Source organism: Amycolatopsis sp. cg9, from assembly GCF_041346945.1.
Taxonomy (GTDB): domain Bacteria; phylum Actinomycetota; class Actinomycetes; order Mycobacteriales; family Pseudonocardiaceae; genus Amycolatopsis.
Map to the genome: position 1 here is coordinate 3,539,639 of NZ_CP166850.1, position 16,358 is coordinate 3,555,996.

General features: G+C 73.1%; 21 protein-coding genes. 11 read left to right on the forward strand and 10 right to left on the reverse strand.

Annotated features, from left to right (window positions below):
• Positions 1–80 precede the first annotated feature (80 nt).
• Complete coding sequence (locus tag AB5J73_RS17090) at positions 81–464, forward strand: nuclear transport factor 2 family protein (protein WP_370970670.1); 384 nt, start codon at positions 81–83, stop codon at positions 462–464.
• Between the two features lie 472 nt (positions 465–936).
• On the opposite strand, the gene AB5J73_RS17095 is transcribed toward AB5J73_RS17090, so the two are convergent.
• From AB5J73_RS17095 to AB5J73_RS17105, 3 genes are all read right to left on the reverse strand, one after another.
• Entirely contained in the window at positions 937–1,539 is a 603-nt protein-coding gene (locus tag AB5J73_RS17095; RefSeq protein WP_370970671.1) for a TetR/AcrR family transcriptional regulator, read from the reverse strand.
• A 25-nt stretch (positions 1,540–1,564) separates the two neighbouring features.
• Positions 1,565–2,383, reverse strand: coding sequence for a class I SAM-dependent methyltransferase (locus AB5J73_RS17100; protein WP_370970672.1), 819 nt, complete (start codon positions 2,381–2,383; stop codon positions 1,565–1,567).
• Positions 2,384–2,472: 89 nt separating this feature from the next.
• Positions 2,473–3,333, reverse strand: a complete 861-nt coding sequence (locus AB5J73_RS17105; RefSeq protein ID WP_370970673.1) for a sigma-70 family RNA polymerase sigma factor — start codon at positions 3,331–3,333, stop codon at positions 2,473–2,475.
• Positions 3,334–3,398: 65 nt separating this feature from the next.
• On the opposite strand from AB5J73_RS17105, the gene AB5J73_RS17110 reads away from it, so the two are divergent.
• The gene (locus AB5J73_RS17110) at positions 3,399–4,466 is read left to right on the forward strand and encodes an alkene reductase (RefSeq protein ID WP_370970674.1); all 1,068 of its coding nucleotides are present in this window, start codon (positions 3,399–3,401) and stop codon (positions 4,464–4,466) included.
• On the opposite strand, the gene AB5J73_RS17115 is transcribed toward AB5J73_RS17110, so the two are convergent.
• Genes AB5J73_RS17115 through AB5J73_RS17125 form a run of 3 tightly spaced genes read right to left on the reverse strand, consistent with a single transcriptional unit; the run spans position 4,427 to position 5,556 of the window.
• Complete coding sequence (locus tag AB5J73_RS17115) at positions 4,427–4,831, reverse strand: nuclear transport factor 2 family protein (RefSeq protein ID WP_370970675.1); 405 nt, start codon at positions 4,829–4,831, stop codon at positions 4,427–4,429. The two genes, AB5J73_RS17110 and AB5J73_RS17115, sit on opposite strands and share 40 nt — an antisense overlap.
• A 55-nt stretch (positions 4,832–4,886) precedes the next feature.
• Entirely contained in the window at positions 4,887–5,225 is a 339-nt protein-coding gene (locus AB5J73_RS17120) for a VOC family protein (RefSeq protein WP_370970676.1), read from the reverse strand.
• A gap of 10 nt (positions 5,226–5,235) precedes the next feature.
• Positions 5,236–5,556: a DUF6223 family protein gene (locus tag AB5J73_RS17125; RefSeq protein ID WP_370970677.1), complete on the reverse strand. Its 321-nt coding sequence runs from the start codon at positions 5,554–5,556 to the stop codon at positions 5,236–5,238.
• 152 nt (positions 5,557–5,708) lie between these two features.
• Between AB5J73_RS17125 and AB5J73_RS17130 the strand changes: the two genes are divergently transcribed.
• On the forward strand, positions 5,709–6,809 hold the full coding sequence (locus AB5J73_RS17130) for a sensor histidine kinase (RefSeq protein ID WP_370970678.1): 1,101 nt from the start codon (positions 5,709–5,711) through the stop codon (positions 6,807–6,809).
• On the forward strand, positions 6,806–7,483 hold the full coding sequence (locus AB5J73_RS17135) for a response regulator (protein ID WP_370970679.1): 678 nt from the start codon (positions 6,806–6,808) through the stop codon (positions 7,481–7,483). The genes AB5J73_RS17130 and AB5J73_RS17135 overlap by 4 nt, the downstream gene beginning before the upstream one ends.
• Here AB5J73_RS17135 and AB5J73_RS17140 read toward each other — a convergent pair.
• Positions 7,456–8,478 carry a C40 family peptidase gene (locus AB5J73_RS17140; RefSeq protein ID WP_370970680.1) on the reverse strand — a complete coding sequence of 341 codons (1,023 nt, stop codon included), beginning with the start codon at positions 8,476–8,478 and terminating at the stop codon, positions 7,456–7,458. The genes AB5J73_RS17135 and AB5J73_RS17140 overlap by 28 nt on opposite strands.
• A gap of 81 nt (positions 8,479–8,559) precedes the next feature.
• On the opposite strand from AB5J73_RS17140, the gene AB5J73_RS17145 reads away from it, so the two are divergent.
• From AB5J73_RS17145 to AB5J73_RS17165, 5 genes are all read left to right on the forward strand, one after another.
• Complete coding sequence (locus AB5J73_RS17145) at positions 8,560–9,357, forward strand: biotin--[acetyl-CoA-carboxylase] ligase (RefSeq protein WP_370970681.1); 798 nt, start codon at positions 8,560–8,562, stop codon at positions 9,355–9,357.
• Between the two features lie 85 nt (positions 9,358–9,442).
• On the forward strand, positions 9,443–10,021 hold the full coding sequence (locus tag AB5J73_RS17150; protein WP_370970682.1) for a PH domain-containing protein: 579 nt from the start codon (positions 9,443–9,445) through the stop codon (positions 10,019–10,021).
• Positions 10,021–10,950 (forward strand): hydroxymethylglutaryl-CoA lyase, encoded by a 930-nt coding sequence (locus tag AB5J73_RS17155; protein ID WP_370970683.1) that lies wholly within the window; start codon positions 10,021–10,023, stop codon positions 10,948–10,950. The genes AB5J73_RS17150 and AB5J73_RS17155 overlap by 1 nt, the downstream gene beginning before the upstream one ends.
• A 31-nt stretch (positions 10,951–10,981) precedes the next feature.
• Positions 10,982–11,890 (forward strand): TNT domain-containing protein, encoded by a 909-nt coding sequence (locus tag AB5J73_RS17160; RefSeq protein ID WP_370970684.1) that lies wholly within the window; start codon positions 10,982–10,984, stop codon positions 11,888–11,890.
• Entirely contained in the window at positions 11,890–12,150 is a 261-nt protein-coding gene (locus AB5J73_RS17165; protein ID WP_003105220.1) for a hypothetical protein, read from the forward strand. The genes AB5J73_RS17160 and AB5J73_RS17165 overlap by 1 nt, the downstream gene beginning before the upstream one ends.
• On the opposite strand, the gene hisN is transcribed toward AB5J73_RS17165, so the two are convergent.
• Entirely contained in the window at positions 12,147–12,932 is a 786-nt protein-coding gene (gene hisN / locus AB5J73_RS17170; protein ID WP_370970685.1) for a histidinol-phosphatase, read from the reverse strand. The two genes, AB5J73_RS17165 and hisN, sit on opposite strands and share 4 nt — an antisense overlap.
• A 42-nt stretch (positions 12,933–12,974) precedes the next feature.
• On the opposite strand from hisN, the gene AB5J73_RS17175 reads away from it, so the two are divergent.
• Together AB5J73_RS17175 and AB5J73_RS17180 are read left to right on the forward strand one after the other, a co-directional pair.
• The gene (locus AB5J73_RS17175; RefSeq protein ID WP_086862134.1) at positions 12,975–13,670 is read left to right on the forward strand and encodes a response regulator transcription factor; all 696 of its coding nucleotides are present in this window, start codon (positions 12,975–12,977) and stop codon (positions 13,668–13,670) included.
• A gap of 3 nt (positions 13,671–13,673) precedes the next feature.
• Positions 13,674–14,957 carry an ATP-binding protein gene (locus tag AB5J73_RS17180; protein ID WP_370970686.1) on the forward strand — a complete coding sequence of 428 codons (1,284 nt, stop codon included), beginning with the start codon at positions 13,674–13,676 and terminating at the stop codon, positions 14,955–14,957.
• Here the strand turns inward: AB5J73_RS17180 and AB5J73_RS17185 are convergent.
• Positions 14,954–15,586, reverse strand: coding sequence for a response regulator transcription factor (locus AB5J73_RS17185; protein ID WP_370973210.1), 633 nt, complete (start codon positions 15,584–15,586; stop codon positions 14,954–14,956). The two genes, AB5J73_RS17180 and AB5J73_RS17185, sit on opposite strands and share 4 nt — an antisense overlap.
• A 118-nt stretch (positions 15,587–15,704) precedes the next feature.
• Positions 15,705–16,349 (reverse strand): response regulator, encoded by a 645-nt coding sequence (locus AB5J73_RS17190; protein WP_370970687.1) that lies wholly within the window; start codon positions 16,347–16,349, stop codon positions 15,705–15,707.
• Positions 16,350–16,358 lie beyond the last annotated feature (9 nt).

Genomic DNA, 16,358 nt, shown 5'->3' on the forward strand with positions numbered 1-16,358 from the left:
GGCAGAGTCCACAGGTCTTTCCCTTTCTGTTTCGCGAATGGTGGGGTTGGTGTCGATAACTCCACAAAGGACGGACAGTGATGACGGATTCGCAGCGGAACAAGGAAGTGGTCCTCGGGTTCCTCAGGGTGGCGTTCGAGGAGAAACGGCCGGTGGAGGCGTTCGAGTCGTACGTGGGGGAGGGGTATGTCCAGCACAACCCGCACGCGCCGGGCAGCGCGGCGGAATCGGCCCGGTACCTGGCCCGGTTCGTGAGGGAATTTCCGGAGTTGAGGTTGGAGGTGAAGCGAGTGGTCGCGGAGGACGATTTGGTGTGCACGCACAGCCTGATGCGGTTGACGCCGGATGCGCGGGGGAGCGCGATCGCGGATGTGATGCGGGTGCGGGAAGGGCGGATTGTGGAGCATTGGGATGTGGTGCAGGAGGTGCCTGAGGACACGGTGAGCGGGAATTCGATGGTTTAGGTGGGTTGCGGGCCGGGGTGTGTGGGTGGATGGAGGTTCCGGGCGGGGCGGGTTGCTTGGGCGGGCGGAGGTTGCGTCGCGGGCTGGTTGCCCGGGGCGGGGCGCGGGTCGTGTGGGCGGGGCCGGATGTGCGCGGGTGGGGCGGAGGCTGTGCGGGCGGGCCGAGTTTTGGCGGGCGGGGCACCGGCTGGCTGGGCAGGCGGACGGTGGGCGGGCGGCAGTGGGCGGGCGAGGTGCACGCCGGCTGGGTAGGCGGGGGCGTGGGTGGTCGGGTTGTGTGGGTGCGCGGAGGCCGTCCGGGTAGGGCTGGGTGGGCAGGGGGCGTGGGTGGTCGGGTTGTGTGGGCGCGTGGAGGCCGCCCGGGCAGGGCTGGGTGCGCGGGCGGCCGGCGTGCGCCGGTTGGGTGTGCTCGGCCGCGGGGGCGCAGTGGGGCGCGGGGCGGTGAGCTGTGGGGCTGGTGGGTCGATGGCCGCTACGGGGCTATGCCGTTGAGTACCGTGCGGATCACCGCGTCCGGCTGTGGGGGGTTGGTTCGGCTTGCGTGGGGGAAGATCGTGCCCAGCACCGTCTCGTGGCAGTAGCCCACCAGCAGGGCCGCTGCTGCGTCCACATCGGACTGGGGAGCGAGCCTGCCCAGGGCTCGCTCCTCCTTCAGGTAGGCCAGCAGGCGGTCGCGCCAGTAGCCGGGGCGCTCGCCGATGTCCGCGAAGCGTTGGAGGATCTCCGGGTTGCCGTGGAGGCCGCTGAAGGCCGGGACGATGACGCGGTGGAGGCCGAGGCCGTACTCCAGGTGGCGGTGGAGGTTGTCCGCCACCGTTCCTTCGCCCGCCACCGGCAGCTCGCCCAGCAACACCTCCGCCGCGCGTATGTGGCGGTCCAGGGCCCAGGCCACCAGCTCCTCCTTGTCGGAGAAGTGGTTGTACAGCACGCCGTCGGCGACGCCTGCCGTTCGCGCTATTTCGCGCACCGTCAGGCCCGCGGTGCCGCGGGTGGCGATCAGCTTCTCGGCGGCTTCGACCAAGAGGTCGTGCAGGGACTGCCCGTCCTTCTGGGCCGCGGCTTTCCTCGGTGACATCACCGCCATCGTACGGGGACCCGCGTCACGACCTCCGTCCCGTGACCAGCCACGCCGTGCCGCGCAGGCGGATCGCGTCCGGGGTCGCGAACTGCTCCAGGGCCGCCGTGAGGGCTTCGGTCGCCTTGGTGGCCGTCGCGCCGTCGAGCCGGCCCAGATGGTGGCGGACCGGGCCCCAGTCAGCGATGAACTTCGCCGCGTCCGGGATGTCGCGGCCCCAGACCTGGTCCGCCTCGACGTGGGTGCACGCCACGTCTTCGAAGCCCGCTTCGGTCAGGACCGCCTTCGTGCGGTCCGGGTCCGCGAACGATGTCGGGCCGCTGCCGTCCGGGCCGGTCGGCTGGGGCAGGTACGCCGCCATCGCGCCGAACAGCCGGCCGAGGTCCGTACCTGACAGGGCTGTCATGCACAGGAACGCCAGGCGCCCGCCCGGGCTCAGTGCTCGCCGGACGTTGGCGAACGCCGCCACCGGGTCGGCGAAGAACATCACCCCGAACCGGCTGATCGCCAGGTCGAACCCGCCGCCGGTGAACGGGTGGACCTGGACGTCGCCCTGCTCGAACGTCACGTTCGGCACCTCCGCCGCCCGGGCTCGCGCGGTCGCCAGCATCGGCCCGGACAGGTCCACGCCGGTCGCGGACCGCGCCCGCGCCGCGGCCAGCCGGGTCAGCTGGCCGTTGCCGCAGCCGATGTCGAGCACCCGGTCTTCCGGACCGGCCCGATCGAGCAGGTAGTCGTTGAAGCCGCTGTTCACCGCGTCATAGCGGTCGGCGTTCGTCGCCCAATGTTCCCCCTCGTACCCGTTCCACGCCTCGGCCTGCGCGGTGTTGACGATCCCGGTCATCCCCATCCTCCCCACCATGAACAAGCGTTCATGAACATGTGTTCATGGTGGCGCGCAACCGAGCCGGCTGTCAAGGAAACGAGCGTCGATCACCTGTTCGAGTGGAACACCGCGATGTGCAGTGAAGCGAGGCGGGCGGGCGACGCGATCACCTCGTACCCCGCCACCCGGTCGCCGTCGACCACCACGGTGAGGACGAGCGAAAGCCGTCCGCGCGGGGCGACGACGACCCCGACCGAGCCGTCGATCAGCGCCGCTTCGGCGAACCGGGCCCGCTTCCCGAACACCCGCGTTTCCGCCGCCACCGCACCGGCTCCGCGCACCTCGAGCGCCGCTCCCGCCGGCAGCGCGGCCGCGTCGGCGCGGCGGACGACGTCCGGCGCCAGCACCTCGAGCAGCGCGGCGAGGTCGCCGCCGCGGGCCGCGGTCAGGAACGCGTCCACCACCCGGCGGTGCCGCGCCAGATCGGCCGGCGGCAGCGGGGACGTGCCCCGCACCCGCTGCCGCGCGCGGCTGGCCAGCTTCTTGGCCGCCACCGGCGTGCGGTCCAGCACCGGCGCGATCCGGTCGAACGGCACCGCGAACAGGTCGTGCAGCACGAACGCGATCCGCTCGGCCGGCCCGAGCGCGTCCAGCACGACGAGCAGTGCGCGGCCCACCGAGTCGGCCAGCTCGGCCTCACCGGCCGGATCGGCGTCGTCCACCGGCTCCGGCACGACCGCGAAGGGTTCCTCGCCCCGCGACTTCCGGGTGCGCAGCACGTCCAGGCAGACGCGGGAAACGACCGTGGTCAGCCACGCCGCCAGGTTGTCGACGGACCCGGCCCGGGTGAGCCGCAGCCACGCTTCCTGGACGGCGTCGTCCGCTTCGGCCGCCGAGCCGAGCATCCGGTAGGCCAGCCCGCGCAGCCTGCCGCGTTCGGCCTCGAACAACTCCGCCAGCTCGTCCATCGGTCACCTTTCGCCGCTGCCCTCCGTCGCCTTCATGACGAACATCGACGAGCAGAGGTGACCGAATGAGTTTGCTGACCCCCGCCGACCTGGGCGGCTGTCGCCTGCCGAACCGCGTGGTGCTGGCGCCGACCACCCGGGCCCGCGTCCCCGGCGGCGTGCCCGGCGACCTCCAGGCCGCCTACTACGCGCAGCGCGCCGGCGCCGGGCTCGTCATCGCCGAAGGGACCTGGGTGAGCGAACGGGCCATCGGCTTCGAGAACGTTCCGGGCCTGTACACCGAAGCGCAGGTCGCGGGCTGGCGGCGGGTCACCGACGTCGTGCACTCGCTCGGCGGGCGGATCGTGGTGCAGCTGTGGCACACGGGGGCGGTCTCGCACCCGGACTTCCTCGGCTCGCGGCCGGCCGGGCCGTCGGCGGTGAACCCCGGGGAACCGGTGCACACCGCCGCCGGACGAACGTCGACGCCGACACCGCGCGAGCTGAGCGCGGCCGAGATCCGGGCCACCGTCGCGGACTACGGCGAGGCGGCGAAGAACGCGCGCCGCGCCGGGTTCGACGGCGTCGAGATCGCGGCCAACGGCGTGTACCTGCTCGCCCAGTTCCTGCACCCGCGGCTCAACCGCCGCACCGACGCCTACGGCGGGTCCGCGGCCAACCGCCGCCGGCTGCTCGCGGAAGTCGTCGACGCGGCCCGCGCGCACGGCCGCGTCGGCGTCCGGCTGTCGCCGTGGTGGACCGGCGGACTGTTCACTGTGGACGAAGAGCTCCGCGCCGAGTACGACGCGCTGGTCGCCGCGCTCGACGTGGACTACCTCCACCTCCGCGGACCCGACAGCGGACCCGACAGCGGACCGGACTTCGCCGCCTTCGCCCGGTACCGGCGGCTGTTCGGCGGTTTCGTGATCGTCAACAACGGCTTCGGCCGCGACAGCGGGAACGCCGTGATCGACGCGGGGATCGCCGACGCGGTCTCCTACGCCCGGCACTTCGTCGCGAACCCGGACCTGGTGACGCGGTTCGCGCTCGGCCTCCCGCTCGCGCCCGGCGACCCGGCGACCTACTACGGCGGCGGCACGGCCGGGTACCTCGATCAGCCGCAGGCGGCGGCGATGGCGGCGGTGTCCCAGTAGAACGGGCGGACTTCGGTGATGCGCCCGCCGGTCACGGTGATCGTCTGGAGGATCGGGAAGTCGAGTTCGCGACCGGTGGCGCGGGCCCGCGCGTGCACGTGGGTCAGGACGACCAGCGGCGAGGTCGTGGCGAGGAACGCCTGGTCCACCAGCTCGAAGACGTCCCAGGTGCCGCTCATCGCGGCGAAGAACGCCTCGATGCCTTCGTGGCCGCGCCACTCACCGCCGTACGGCAAGGCCGCGGCCTGGTGCAGGACGACGTCCGGTGCGAAAAACGGGGTCAGGGCCGCGAAATCACCTCCGGTCAGGTAGTCGGTTTCGGCCGCGTACATGCCTTCGAGTACGGCGACGGGATCGGTGCGCATGTCCGCCACCGTGCCGCACCGGCGGGCGCGCCACCGGCGGGAAACGGACGGCGAGCTACTCCGCCGGGCACCACACCGCCAGCTCGCTCCCACCCGGCTCCCGGAAGTGGAACCGCCGCCCGCCGGGGAAGGCGAACGGTTCCTTCGTCACCTCGCCGCCCGCGGCCACCACCGCCTCGCGGGCGGCGGGCAGGTCGTCCGTGCGGATCGTGATCAGGGGCGCGCTCGGCCGCTCCGCCGCGTCGGACTGGAACCCGAACGTGAGGCCCGCGGCCCGGACGTCGGTGTAGTCCGGGCCGTACGGCGTCACGCTCCAGCCGAACGCGCGCTCGAAGAACTGCCCGGACGCCGCGGCCGATGCGGACGGGAACTCGGCGAAGTCGACTTCGTACATGCCGCCGACGCTAGCGGTGACCACCGACAAAACCGCGCGAGCGGGCGGCGGCCAGCGCGCCGAGGGCCACGGCGACCAGGCCGATCACCAGCGCCGCGTAGCCGCCGACGATCCCGTAACCGGTACCCGGACCACCCTCGGCCGCGGCCACGACCCACCCGCCGACGACCGCGCCCGCCACCCCGGCGACCAGCGCGACGACCGCTCCCCGGCCGAGGCGGAGGGCCAGCCCGCCCGCGACCACGCCGGCCAGGCCCAGCGCCACACCCACCAGGGACCACAGCCGTCCGGGCGTCAGGTCGTACGTGCTCGCGGCGGCGACGATGTTCATGAGCTGCTCCTTCGCTTCCCGGATCGGACGTCCCCGAGCTTGGCCGCGAAGTCGCCGCTGGTCGTCGTGCGGACGTCGGCACTGCGCTACCGCGTCCGCGGTAGCCGGAAGATGCTCCCCGGGCGGCAGTTCCGCGCGGCTAGGGTGCGGGGGTGAGCCGCGCGCGGATCGTGGACGGGGTGATCGCCGCCGGTGTGGCGGTGGCGTTGCTGAGCGCCGGGCTGTCCGCGGACCACCCGCCGTCGGTGCCGGGGTACGCGGCATTGGTCGCGGGCGGGCTGGCGTTGGCCGCGCGGCGCCGGGCGCCGGTCGCGGTGCTGGCGGCGACCGCGGTGTGCGCGCTGGTCTACCAGGCCGCCGGCTTCGAAGTGCCCGTCGTGGCCTACCTCTTCGCCGTGTACGCGGCGGTTCGCGCGGGCCACCGGATCGCCGCGGTGGTGGCGTCGGTGGGCATGCTGGCCGCGGTCCCGCTCGCGCTGCTGGTCTCGGGCCTGCCCGACGCGAGCCAGGCCTTCACGCAGTCGCGGGACGTCCTGCAGCTGGCGTGGCTGATCGCGGCCGGCGCGGCGGGCGAGGCGCTGCGGCAGGCCGAGCGCCGCGCCGACGAAGCCGAGCGCACCCGCGAGGAGACCGCGCGGCGGCGGGCCGACGAGGAACGCCTGCACATCGCGCGGGAGCTGCACGACTCGCTCACCCACCAGATCTCGGTCATCAAGGTGCAGGCCGAAGTCGCCGTCCACCTGGCCCACAAGCGCGGCGAGGACGTGCCGGAGTCCCTGCTGGCGATCCGGGACGCCGGTCGTGAAGCGGCGCGGGAACTGCGCGCGACCCTCGAGGCGTTGCGCGACGACGACAAGAACCCGCCGCGCGGTCTCGACGACGTCCCGGACCTCGTGCGCCAGGCCCGGACCGCGGGCCTCGACGCGCGGCTCACGATCGAAGGTGACGGCGCCGGCGTGCCGGCCGCGGTGGGCCGGACCGCCTACCGGATCGTCCAGGAGGCGCTGACCAACGTCGCCCGGCACGCCGCCGCGGCCACCGCGTCGGTCCGGATCGACCACCGGCCCGGCGCGCTCGTCATCCGCGTCGACGACGACGGCCGGGCCACCGCGGGCGCCGCACCGGTGCCGGGTGTCGGCCTGCTCGGGATGCGCGAACGCGTCACCGCGCTCGGCGGCCGGCTCGAAGCTGCTCCGCGCACCGAAGGCGGCTTCCGCGTCGAGGCCGAGCTGCCCGTGGACCACCCGGCATGATCCGCGTCCTGCTGGCCGACGACCAGCCACTCATCCGCAGCGGCTTCCGCTCGCTCCTGGACGCCGAGGACGGCGTCGAGGTGGTCGCCGAGGCCGCCGACGGCCGCGAAGCCGTGGCGCTGGCCCGCGAACACCTGCCGGACATCGTGCTCCTCGACGTCCGGATGCCGGGCGTCGACGGTCTGGAAGCGACCCGGCGCATCGCGTCGGACCCGGCGCTGGCCGCGGTGCACGTCGTCATCCTGACCAACTACGGCCTGGACGAGTACGTCTTCGATGCCCTGCGCGCAGGCGCGGCCGGCTTCCTCGTCAAGGACATCCGGCCGGAGGACTTCCTGCACGCCGTCCGCGTCGCCGCCCGGGGTGACGCCCTGCTCGCGCCGTCGATCACCCGGAAGCTGATGGACCGGTACGTCACCCAGCCGCCCGCCCCCGGCGCCGGGCTCGCGGAGCTGACCAACCGCGAGCGCGAGGCCGTCGCCCTGGTCGCGCGGGGCCTGTCCAACGACGAGATCGCCGCGCGGATGGTGATCAGCCCGCTGACCGCGAAGACGCACGTCAACCGGGCCATGGCCAAGCTGCGCGCCCGCGACCGCGCGCAGCTCGTGGTGTTCGCCTACGAGTCCGGGCTCGCGCCGCCGGGACCTCAGGCCGGCCGGCCCGCGCCCGCGTAGTCGTCGCCCTTCGAGTGGTATGTGTGGATCTGGATGGCCTGGCCCTCGGTCGGCGCGTTGATCATCAGGCCGTTGCCCAGGTACAGGCCCACGTGGTGGATGCGCGTCGCCGGGCTGCCGTAGAACACCAGGTCGCCCAGGCGCGGCTCGTCCGACGCCGGCACCGGCGGGAGCGCGCGGAACTGGCTGTCCGCCGTCCGCGGCAAGCCCACGCCCGCGCTGTCGTAGGACGCCTTCGTCAACCCCGAGCAGTCGAAGCCCGCCGCGCCCGCGTCCGGTCCGTTGCCGCCCCAGACGTACGGGAGGCCCAGCTGGCCGAGCGCGAAGCGGGTCGCCTTGACCCGGGGCGAGCTCGCCGAGGCCGGATCCAGCGAGAGCGTCGCGTACAGCTGGGCCATGCCGAGGACCCGCTGGCGGAACAGCTCCGAGTCGCTGCCCGGGTGGTACGCCGCGATCGCCTTCCACCAGCCCGTGCCGGCGCCGAGGTCCGTGCCGCCCGCGCAGAGCGCCCGGCCGGCCGCGGCCGGCGCGTCGTCGCCGTACTTCTTCGCCTGCGCCGAGGACAGCCCGAGCAGGTTCTCGCCGCCGCGGCCGTGGTTCGACGCCGCCGAGCCCACACCCGCGAGGGTGACCCACGAGAGGTGGCAGGACGGGGCTTCCTTCCGCAGCGCCAGCTCGCCGTTCGCGTAGCCGATCAGGGCGTCCGCGGGGATGTCGAGGGGGCCCGCCAGCTGCTCGGCCCACTGCTGCAGCGGGCTCTTGCCGCCCTGGCCGGACGCGCCCTGGCCCGGCTCCTGCGCCTTCACGGGTGCGCTGACCTCGAGGACCGACGGGCCCGAAGCCACGTCCCGGGCCACGGGCAGCGGAGCGGGCGCGGGTTCCGGCGAGCGGTCGGCCAGCAGCCAGCCCGCCGTCACCAGCCCCGCGACGAGCGGCAGCGCGACCAGGCCGCGCAGGGCCGCCCCACGGGCCCAGGAACTCGGCTTCGTCGTCACGGGGTCCAACTTAGAAGAGCGCACCTCCAAGTGAACGACTGAGTAGCTTGCACGTTAGGGGGACTCCCATATGGTGGGCAGATGGCTGAGATCGACGCTGCCCGGTTGACCGCGGCGCTCCAAGATCGGTACGCGAAGGTCGACGTCGTCGAGCGCACCGGCTCCACCAACGCCGACCTGCGGAAAGCCGTCGAAGAGGGTGCTCCGGACCGGACCGTTCTGCTCGCCGAAGAGCAGACCGCCGGGGTCGGGCGCCGGGCCCGGTCGTGGAGCTCGCCGAAGGGCGCCGGGCTGTACCTGAGCGTCGCGCTCCGGCCGGGTGTGCCGTTCGCCGCGCTCGGCTCACTCTCCGTCGTCGCCGGGCTCGCCGTCCGCGCGGCCGCCGCGTCCGTCGGGGTCGACGCCGCGCTGAAGTGGCCGAACGACGTCCTCGTCGGCGGCGCCAAGTGCGCCGGGATCCTCGCCGAAGCCGTGGCCGGCCCCGACCCGTCGATCGTGCTCGGCATCGGTCTCAACGTCCTGCCGCTCGGCGACGTTACGCCGGGGCCCGGCGGGCTGCCCGCGACGTCGCTCGCCGAGCAGGGCGCCACCACCACCGACCGCACCGACGTCGCCGTCGCGCTGCTCACCGGGTTCGCCGACCTCGAACAGCGCTGGCGGCTGGCCGGCGGCGACCTCACCGAGGCCGGGCTGCTCGGCGACTACCGCGCCCACTGCGCGACCCTCGGTCAGGACGTCGAGGTCCAGCTGCCGGACGGGACGTCGCTGACCGGGCGCGCGGCCGACATCGACGCCGCCGGGCAGCTGCAGGTCGACATGGCGGGCGGCCAGCGGCACACGGTGTTCGCGGGTGACGTGGTGCACGTCCGCCCGGCCTGATTTCTCGGGGCGTTGCACTCACCGGCCGAGCGTCTCGCCGGTACGGTGGGACGACACCGCCGCACCGACCTTGGGAGCGTCCGCCGTGGCTTATCCGGACGATTTGCTCAGCGAGCAAGAGCACGTCGTGGTGCACAGTCACCCGCACTTCAAGATGCTGATCTTCCCGACGCTCGCGTTCCTGGTCACCCTGGGCGCGGGCATCTGGCTCGCGATCCTCGCGAAGGACGCCGGCTCGCCGTGGAACACGGTCGGGCTGATCGCCATCGCGGTCGTCGCGCTCGTGCTGATCGTGTGGCTGTTCCTGGCCCCGCTGGTGCGCTGGCGGACCACCCACTTCATCGTGACGACGGACCGCCTCATCGCCCGCGAGGGCGTGCTCAAGCGCACCGGCATCGACATCCCGATGGGTCGCATCAACAGCGTCCAGTTCGAGCACGGCCTGCTGGACCGGGTGTTCGGCTGCGGCACGCTGATCATCGAGTCCGCGTCGGACGAGCCGCTGCGGTTCGAGGACATCCCGCACGTGGAAAAGGTGCACACGGTGATCTACCGCGAGGTCAACGACAACCCGTACGACGACTACCGGCCGGGCGCCCAGCAGACCGCGCCGCTGCCGCCCCAAGGTGGCGGGCACCCGCCCCGCGGCGAGCGACGTCGCTGATGGGCACTCGCGAACTGGGCCTGCCGGAACGCTCGCCCGCGGTGGCCGAGCTGCCGGAGCGGGTCACGATCTGGGAGGTCGGCCCCCGGGACGGCCTGCAGAACGAGAAGACGATCGTCCCCGTCGAGGTCAAGCTCGAGTTCCTCGACCGGCTCGCCGGCGCCGGGCTCACCACGCTCGAGGCGACCAGCTTCGTGCACCCCAAGTGGGTGCCGCAGCTCGCCGACGCCGAGCAGCTGCTCGCCGGGCTCGACCGCCGCGAAGGCGTCCGGTACCCGGTGCTCGTGCCGAACGAAAAAGGCCTGAACCGGGCCCTCGACGCCGGGGTCGAGCACATCGCGATCTTCGCCAGCGCCACCGAGACGTTCGCGCGCAAGAACCTCAACTCGTCGCTGGACGAGCAGTTCGCGATGTTCGAGCCGGTCGTCACGCGGGCCCGGGAAGCCGGCCTGGACGTGCGCGGGTACCTCTCGATGTGCTTCGGCGACCCGTGGGAGGGCGTCGTGCCGGCCAAGCAGGTCGCCGCCGCCGGGCGCCGCCTGCTCGACATGGGGTGCTCGCAGCTGTCGCTGGGCGACACCATCGGCGTCGCGACCGCCGGCCAGGTCGAAAACCTGATCGGGCTGTTCGGCGATGTCGGTACTTTGGCCGTGCACTTCCACGACACCTACGGTCAGGCTCTCGCGAACACGCTGGCGGCGCTCCGATGTGGAGTGTCGACTGTGGACTCTTCGGCGGGTGGGCTGGGCGGCTGCCCGTACGCCGAGTCGGCGACCGGGAACCTGGCGACCGAGGACCTGGTCTGGATGCTGGACGGTCTCGGGGTGGCGACCGGTGTCGACCTCGACGCGCTGGTGGCGGCCAGCTCCTGGATGGCGGGACAGCTGGGCCGCCCGAGCCCGTCCCGCGTGGTCAACGCGCTGAGCTGACGCGGACCACGGTGCACGACCGAGCCGGAGGATGTGGGTGACGGAGCCTTCCGAGGCGGGCGAGGACGACCTCGACACGGGGCCGGTGCGACTGCCCGGGTACGAGGACGCCCCGACGCCGCCCTCGGGCAGTCCCGCCGCGTGGCCGCACGCCGTGTCGCCGTTGCTGCCGCCGTTCCCGCTGCCCCCGGCCCCGCCGATGCCCGCGGCCCCGCCGCCCCCGGTGTCGCCGGCGCCGATCGCGCCCGCGCCGCTGCCGCCGCTGGGTTCGCCGCGCACCGAGCGGGAAAGCGTTGTCGCGCTGTTCCTGGTGCACATGTTCCCGATCGGGCACCTGCCGGTCGCCATGGACAAGCCGGCGCGGCAGCTGCCGCTGCCGGACGACCCGGAGGGCTTCGGCCCGAACGACCACCCGGACGCCCGGCTGATCTTCGACGACCAGGCGCTCACCAACGTCACGGCGGGCTTCCGCCGGTCGCCGACCGCGCCGTCGCGGCCGGTGCCGCGGCACCTGACCGAGGGCTACGTGCCGTACGCCCACGCGACGCAGGCGGTGTGGATCCGCCGGTTCGTCGTCGGGCACAGCGAGCTCGGGCCCGAATACGCGTGGCCGCCGGGCGACCACTACCCGGAGGGCAGCGTCGACCACGGCGAGCCGGTGATGGTCCCGATGAACACCGTGCTCGACCGCTTCGGCCCGGCGTACGGGCGCGTGTTCTTCGCCGACGGCACGCCGTTCGCGGAACGCTCGCTGCCGCCGGGGATGCTGGACGCCGAGTACCGCCGGTACGTCGTGGTGCGCGCGGTGCCGATGTGGCGCTCGGAGACGGCGAACTGGTTCGGACAGGTCGGCGGGGGTACCCGGTACCGTGCCCTGCTGGCCGCGGACGAGCTCGTGACCCTCGGCTACCTCGCCGAGGCCAAGGGGGAAGAGGATTGATGAACACCCAGTCGATCCAGCGCTGGCTAGGCGTGCTGGGCGTGCCGCCGGAGGTCGTTTCGCTCGGCGCCGAGGTCGACAACGCCTGGTGCCTGATGCAGGGCGAGGACGAGGCGTGGGAGGTGTTCTGGCGGGAGCAGGGCAACCGCTACGACTGGGCGCGGTTCACCAGCGAACAGGTCGCGTGCCACTACCTCTTCGGCCGGCTGGCCTGGGCCCAGGTGGCTCGCGGGGCGGTCGGCCTGCTCCCGGGTTCTTAACGCTTGAGGGTCCGCAGCGCCTCGTCGTGCAGGAGGCCGTTGGTCGACAACGCGCTCCCGTTGTCGTAGCGCCCGACGCCGTCCAGGTCGCTGAACCGCCCGCCCGCCTCGGTGACGATCACCTGCGCCGCCGCGACGTCCCACGGGTTCACGATGCACTCCGCCGCGACGTCCACCGCGCCCTCCGCGACCAGGACGTGCGACCAGAAGTCGCCGAACGCGCGCGATTCCCAGCACGCGTTCACCAGGTCCAGGTACTTTTCGCGCGAGTGGTACTCGACCCACGAGTTCAAGTCCGTTGTGGACAGATAAGCGTCCGAAAGGGACGAAACACCGGAAACCGACAGCCGGCGGGTCCCCGCGGAATCCGACGAGAACGCGCCGGACCCCGTGGCCGCCCACCAGCGGCGGCCCAGCAGGGGCGCGCTGATCAGGCCGACCACCGGGTCGCCGTCCTCGACGAGCGCGATCAGCGTCGCCCAGACGGGTACCCCGCGGAGGAAGTTCTTGGTCCCGTCGATCGGGTCGAGCACCCACGCGCGGCCGGTCGCCGCGGAACCGCCGCGCTCTTCGCCGAGCACCGCGTCGGCCGGGCGTTCCGCCGCCAGCAAGTCGCGGATCGCGTCCTCGACCGCGGTGTCCGCGTCGGTCACCGGCGTGCGGTCGGGTTTGCGCGACACCGCCAGGTCCAGGGCGCGGAACCGCGCCGTCGTGATCGCGTCGGCGGCGTCAGCCAGCCGGGTGGCGAGGGCCAGATCATCTCCGTAGCCAGGCACGGTCACGATGGTTTCACGCCCTCGCGCCGTAGAGTTGACCAGGTGAGCATGGTCCTACTTGCCGAAGACGATCCGGCCATCGCCGAACCGCTCTCCCGCGCCCTCGAACGCGAGGGATACGAGATCCACGTCGTCACCGACGGCCCTTCGGTCCTCGACGCCACCGCCGCCCAGCGAGTCGACCTGCTCGTGCTGGACCTCGGCCTGCCCGGGATGGACGGCTTGGAGGTGTGCCGGCGGCTGCGCGCCAACGGCACCGAGCTGCCCGTCCTGATGCTCACCGCCCGCACCGACGAGGTCGACTTCGTCGTCGGCTTGGACGCGGGTGCCGACGACTACGTCGCGAAGCCGTTCCGGCTCGCCGAGCTGCTGGCCCGGATCCGCGCGCTGCTGCGCCGCCGGGTGCCCGAGGTGCTCGAGGCGGGCGGGGTCCGGATGGACGTCGGCGCCCGGCTCGTCACCGTCGACCTGCACGAGGTGCAGCTGGCGAACAAGGAGTTCGAGCTGCTGCGCGTGCTGATGAGCCGCGCCGGGCAGGTCGTCAGCCGCGACGAGATCCTGGCCGAGGTCTGGAACGACCTCGAGTCGAAGACCTCGAAGACCCTCGACATGCACATGTCGTGGCTGCGGCGGAAGCTCGCCATCGCCGCCGACGAAGCCGCGGGCCGCACCAGCAAGGCCCACGACGGCGAACGGCGGATCGCGACCGTCCGCGGTGTCGGCTTCCGCTTCAACGCCGAATAAGCCGTGCGCCGCCGCATCCTGCTGGCCATCCTGCTCGCGGTCGCCGTCACCGCGGCGGTCCTCGGCATCCCGCTGGGCATCGTGGCGAGCTGGCAGATCGAGTCGAGCTACCGCGAAACGCTGGCCGAGAACGCCCGCGCGGCGGCGGCGATCCTCGACACCGAAATCGCCAACGGCCAGGAGATCGACCTCGACCAGGTGCGCGCTGCGGTCCCGGCGAACGGGCTGCTGACCGTGCGGGCCAGCGGCCAGATCGAGAAGCGCTACGGCAGCGACCCGGGCAGCGTCACCGTCACCGAGACGGCCGACCTCGCCCGCGACGGCAAGGTGGAGATCGCCGTGCCCGCCGGGCCGATGCACGAGCGGCAGACGACGGTGACGCTCGTCGTCATCCTGCTGGTGCTGCTGTCGATCGGGACCGGCGCGGTGGTGGCGATCGCGACGGCGCGCCGGCTCGCGAAACCGCTGCGGCACGTCGCCGAACGCGCGGCCCGCCTCGGTGGCGGCGACTTCCGGCCCGACCCGAGCCGCTACGGCGTCGGCGAGCTCGACATGGTCGCCGAGGCGCTGGACGCGTCCGGGACCGCGCTCGCCCAGCTCGTGCAACGGGAACGCCAGCTCGTCGGCGACGTCTCGCACCAGCTGCGCAGCCGGCTGACGGCGTTGCAGCTGCGGCTGGAACCGCTCACCGTGCACCCGGACGAAGAGGTCGCCGACGAGTCGAAGGCCGCCCAGGAGCAGGCGGACCGGCTCGCCGAGGCGCTGGACGAGCTGCTGGCGGCGGCGCGCGCGGCCCGCGAGGTCGGCGCGGAGCCGGTCGACCTGCCCACGCAGCTGCCCGAAATGGCCCAGGAGTGGCGGGAACTGCTCCGCGCGGAGGGCCGCAACCTCCGGACGCGCCTGGCCGACGGGCTGATGGCGCGCGCCACGCCCGGCCGGCTCCGCGAGGTCATCGGGGTCCTGCTCGACAACGCGCTGCGCCACGGCTCGGGCACGGTGACGCTGGTCGCCCGCCGCGGCGACGCCGAGGGCACGGTGGTGATCGAGGTGAGCGACACCGGCTCCGGCGTGCCCGACGAGCTCGCCCCGCACATCTTCGAACGCGGCTTCTCCGGCGGCGGCTCCACCGGCGTCGGACTGGCGCTGGCCCGAGCGCTGGTGGAGGCCGACGGCGGGCGGCTGGAGCTGTCCAACCGCCGCCCGGCCGTCTTCAGCTTGTTCCTCAAGGTCCCGCGGCCCAGCGACGTCCCGGAAGTCCGCTGGCCCGCCGAACGCGTCCCGCGCTAGATCAACCCTTCCCGCAGCGCGTACGCGACGGCGTGCGACCGGTTGCGCAGCTGGAACCGGTTGGTCACGTCGTGCAGGATGCTCTTCACCGTGCGCTGCGAATAGCACAGCTGGTCGGCGATCTCCTGCGTCGAGTACCCGGCCGCGACCAGCCGGAGGACCTCCGTCTCCCGGTTGCTCATCCCGCCCATCTGCAGGCCGCGCGGCTGGAGGACCTGGCGCTGCAGCCGGGAAACCCGGTTGAGCAGCCGGCCGAGCAGATCGGGCGGCAGCGCGCCCTCGCCCGCCGCGGCCGCCTTGATCAGCCGGACGAGCACCTCCGGCCCGGCGTCGGCGCGGCGGGCGACCGCGCAGACGCCGTGCTCGACGGCGTTGAGGACCTCGTTGTCGTCGACTTCGCCCGCGATCAGCACGATGCGGGTGAAGCCCTGGTGGTGCAACGCGGACAGCAGCTGGGTCATCGTCTCGTCGAGCCGGTCGGCGACCAGCAGCGCGACCACGGCGGGACCGGCCGCGTCCCCGTCGACCACCCGGACCTCGTCGCGCGAACGCAGCGCCACGCAGACGCCGTTGTGCAGGATCGGATCGGTGGCGCGGACCACCACCGGCGTCCTGTCGGATTCGAACATCGTCACCCATTCCCCTCGAACGGTGCGAAGGGGTACACCCCCCACGTCACCACAGTGCCCGTCGAGGTGTCCCGGGCGCATGGGACCGGCGTCCCGATGTTGCCCGGAAAGCTGCCCGTCAGGACCGGCCGAGGCCCGCGTCCCTGGCCCGGACGATCGCCCCGGCGCGGTCGGTGACGTGCAGCTTGGCGAAGACGTTCGAGATGTGGTTGCGGACGGTCTTGGGGCTCAGGCACAGCGTGTTCGCGATGACGCCGTTGCTGTGCCCGGCCGCGATCAGCTCCAGCACCTCGCGCTCGCGCGTGGTCAGTTCGGGGAACACCGGCTCGCTGGCCGGCGCGGGCTGGTTGAAGAAGCCGAGCACGCGGTTGGCGATGTCGGGCCCGAAGATGGCTTCCCGCCGCGCCACCGCCTGCACCGCGCGGATGATCTCGTCCGGCTCGGCGTCCTTGAGCAGGTAGCCCCGGGCACCGGCGCGCATCGCCGCGAAGACCGACTCGCTTTCGTCGGCCATCGTCAGCATCAGCACGCCGGTGTCCGGGTTGGCCGTCACGATGTGCCGGGCCGCCTGGATCCCGGAGAGGTCGGGCAGGTGCAGGTCCATGACGACGACGTCCGGGCGCAGCGCGGCGGCGGCGTCGACCGCGTTCGCGCCGCTCGCGGCCTCGCCGACGACCTCGATCCCCGGCTCGTTCCCCAGCAGCGTCACCACGCCGAACCGGAACAGCGGGTGGTCGTCCACGACCAGGACGCGCAGGCCCATCCCGTCACC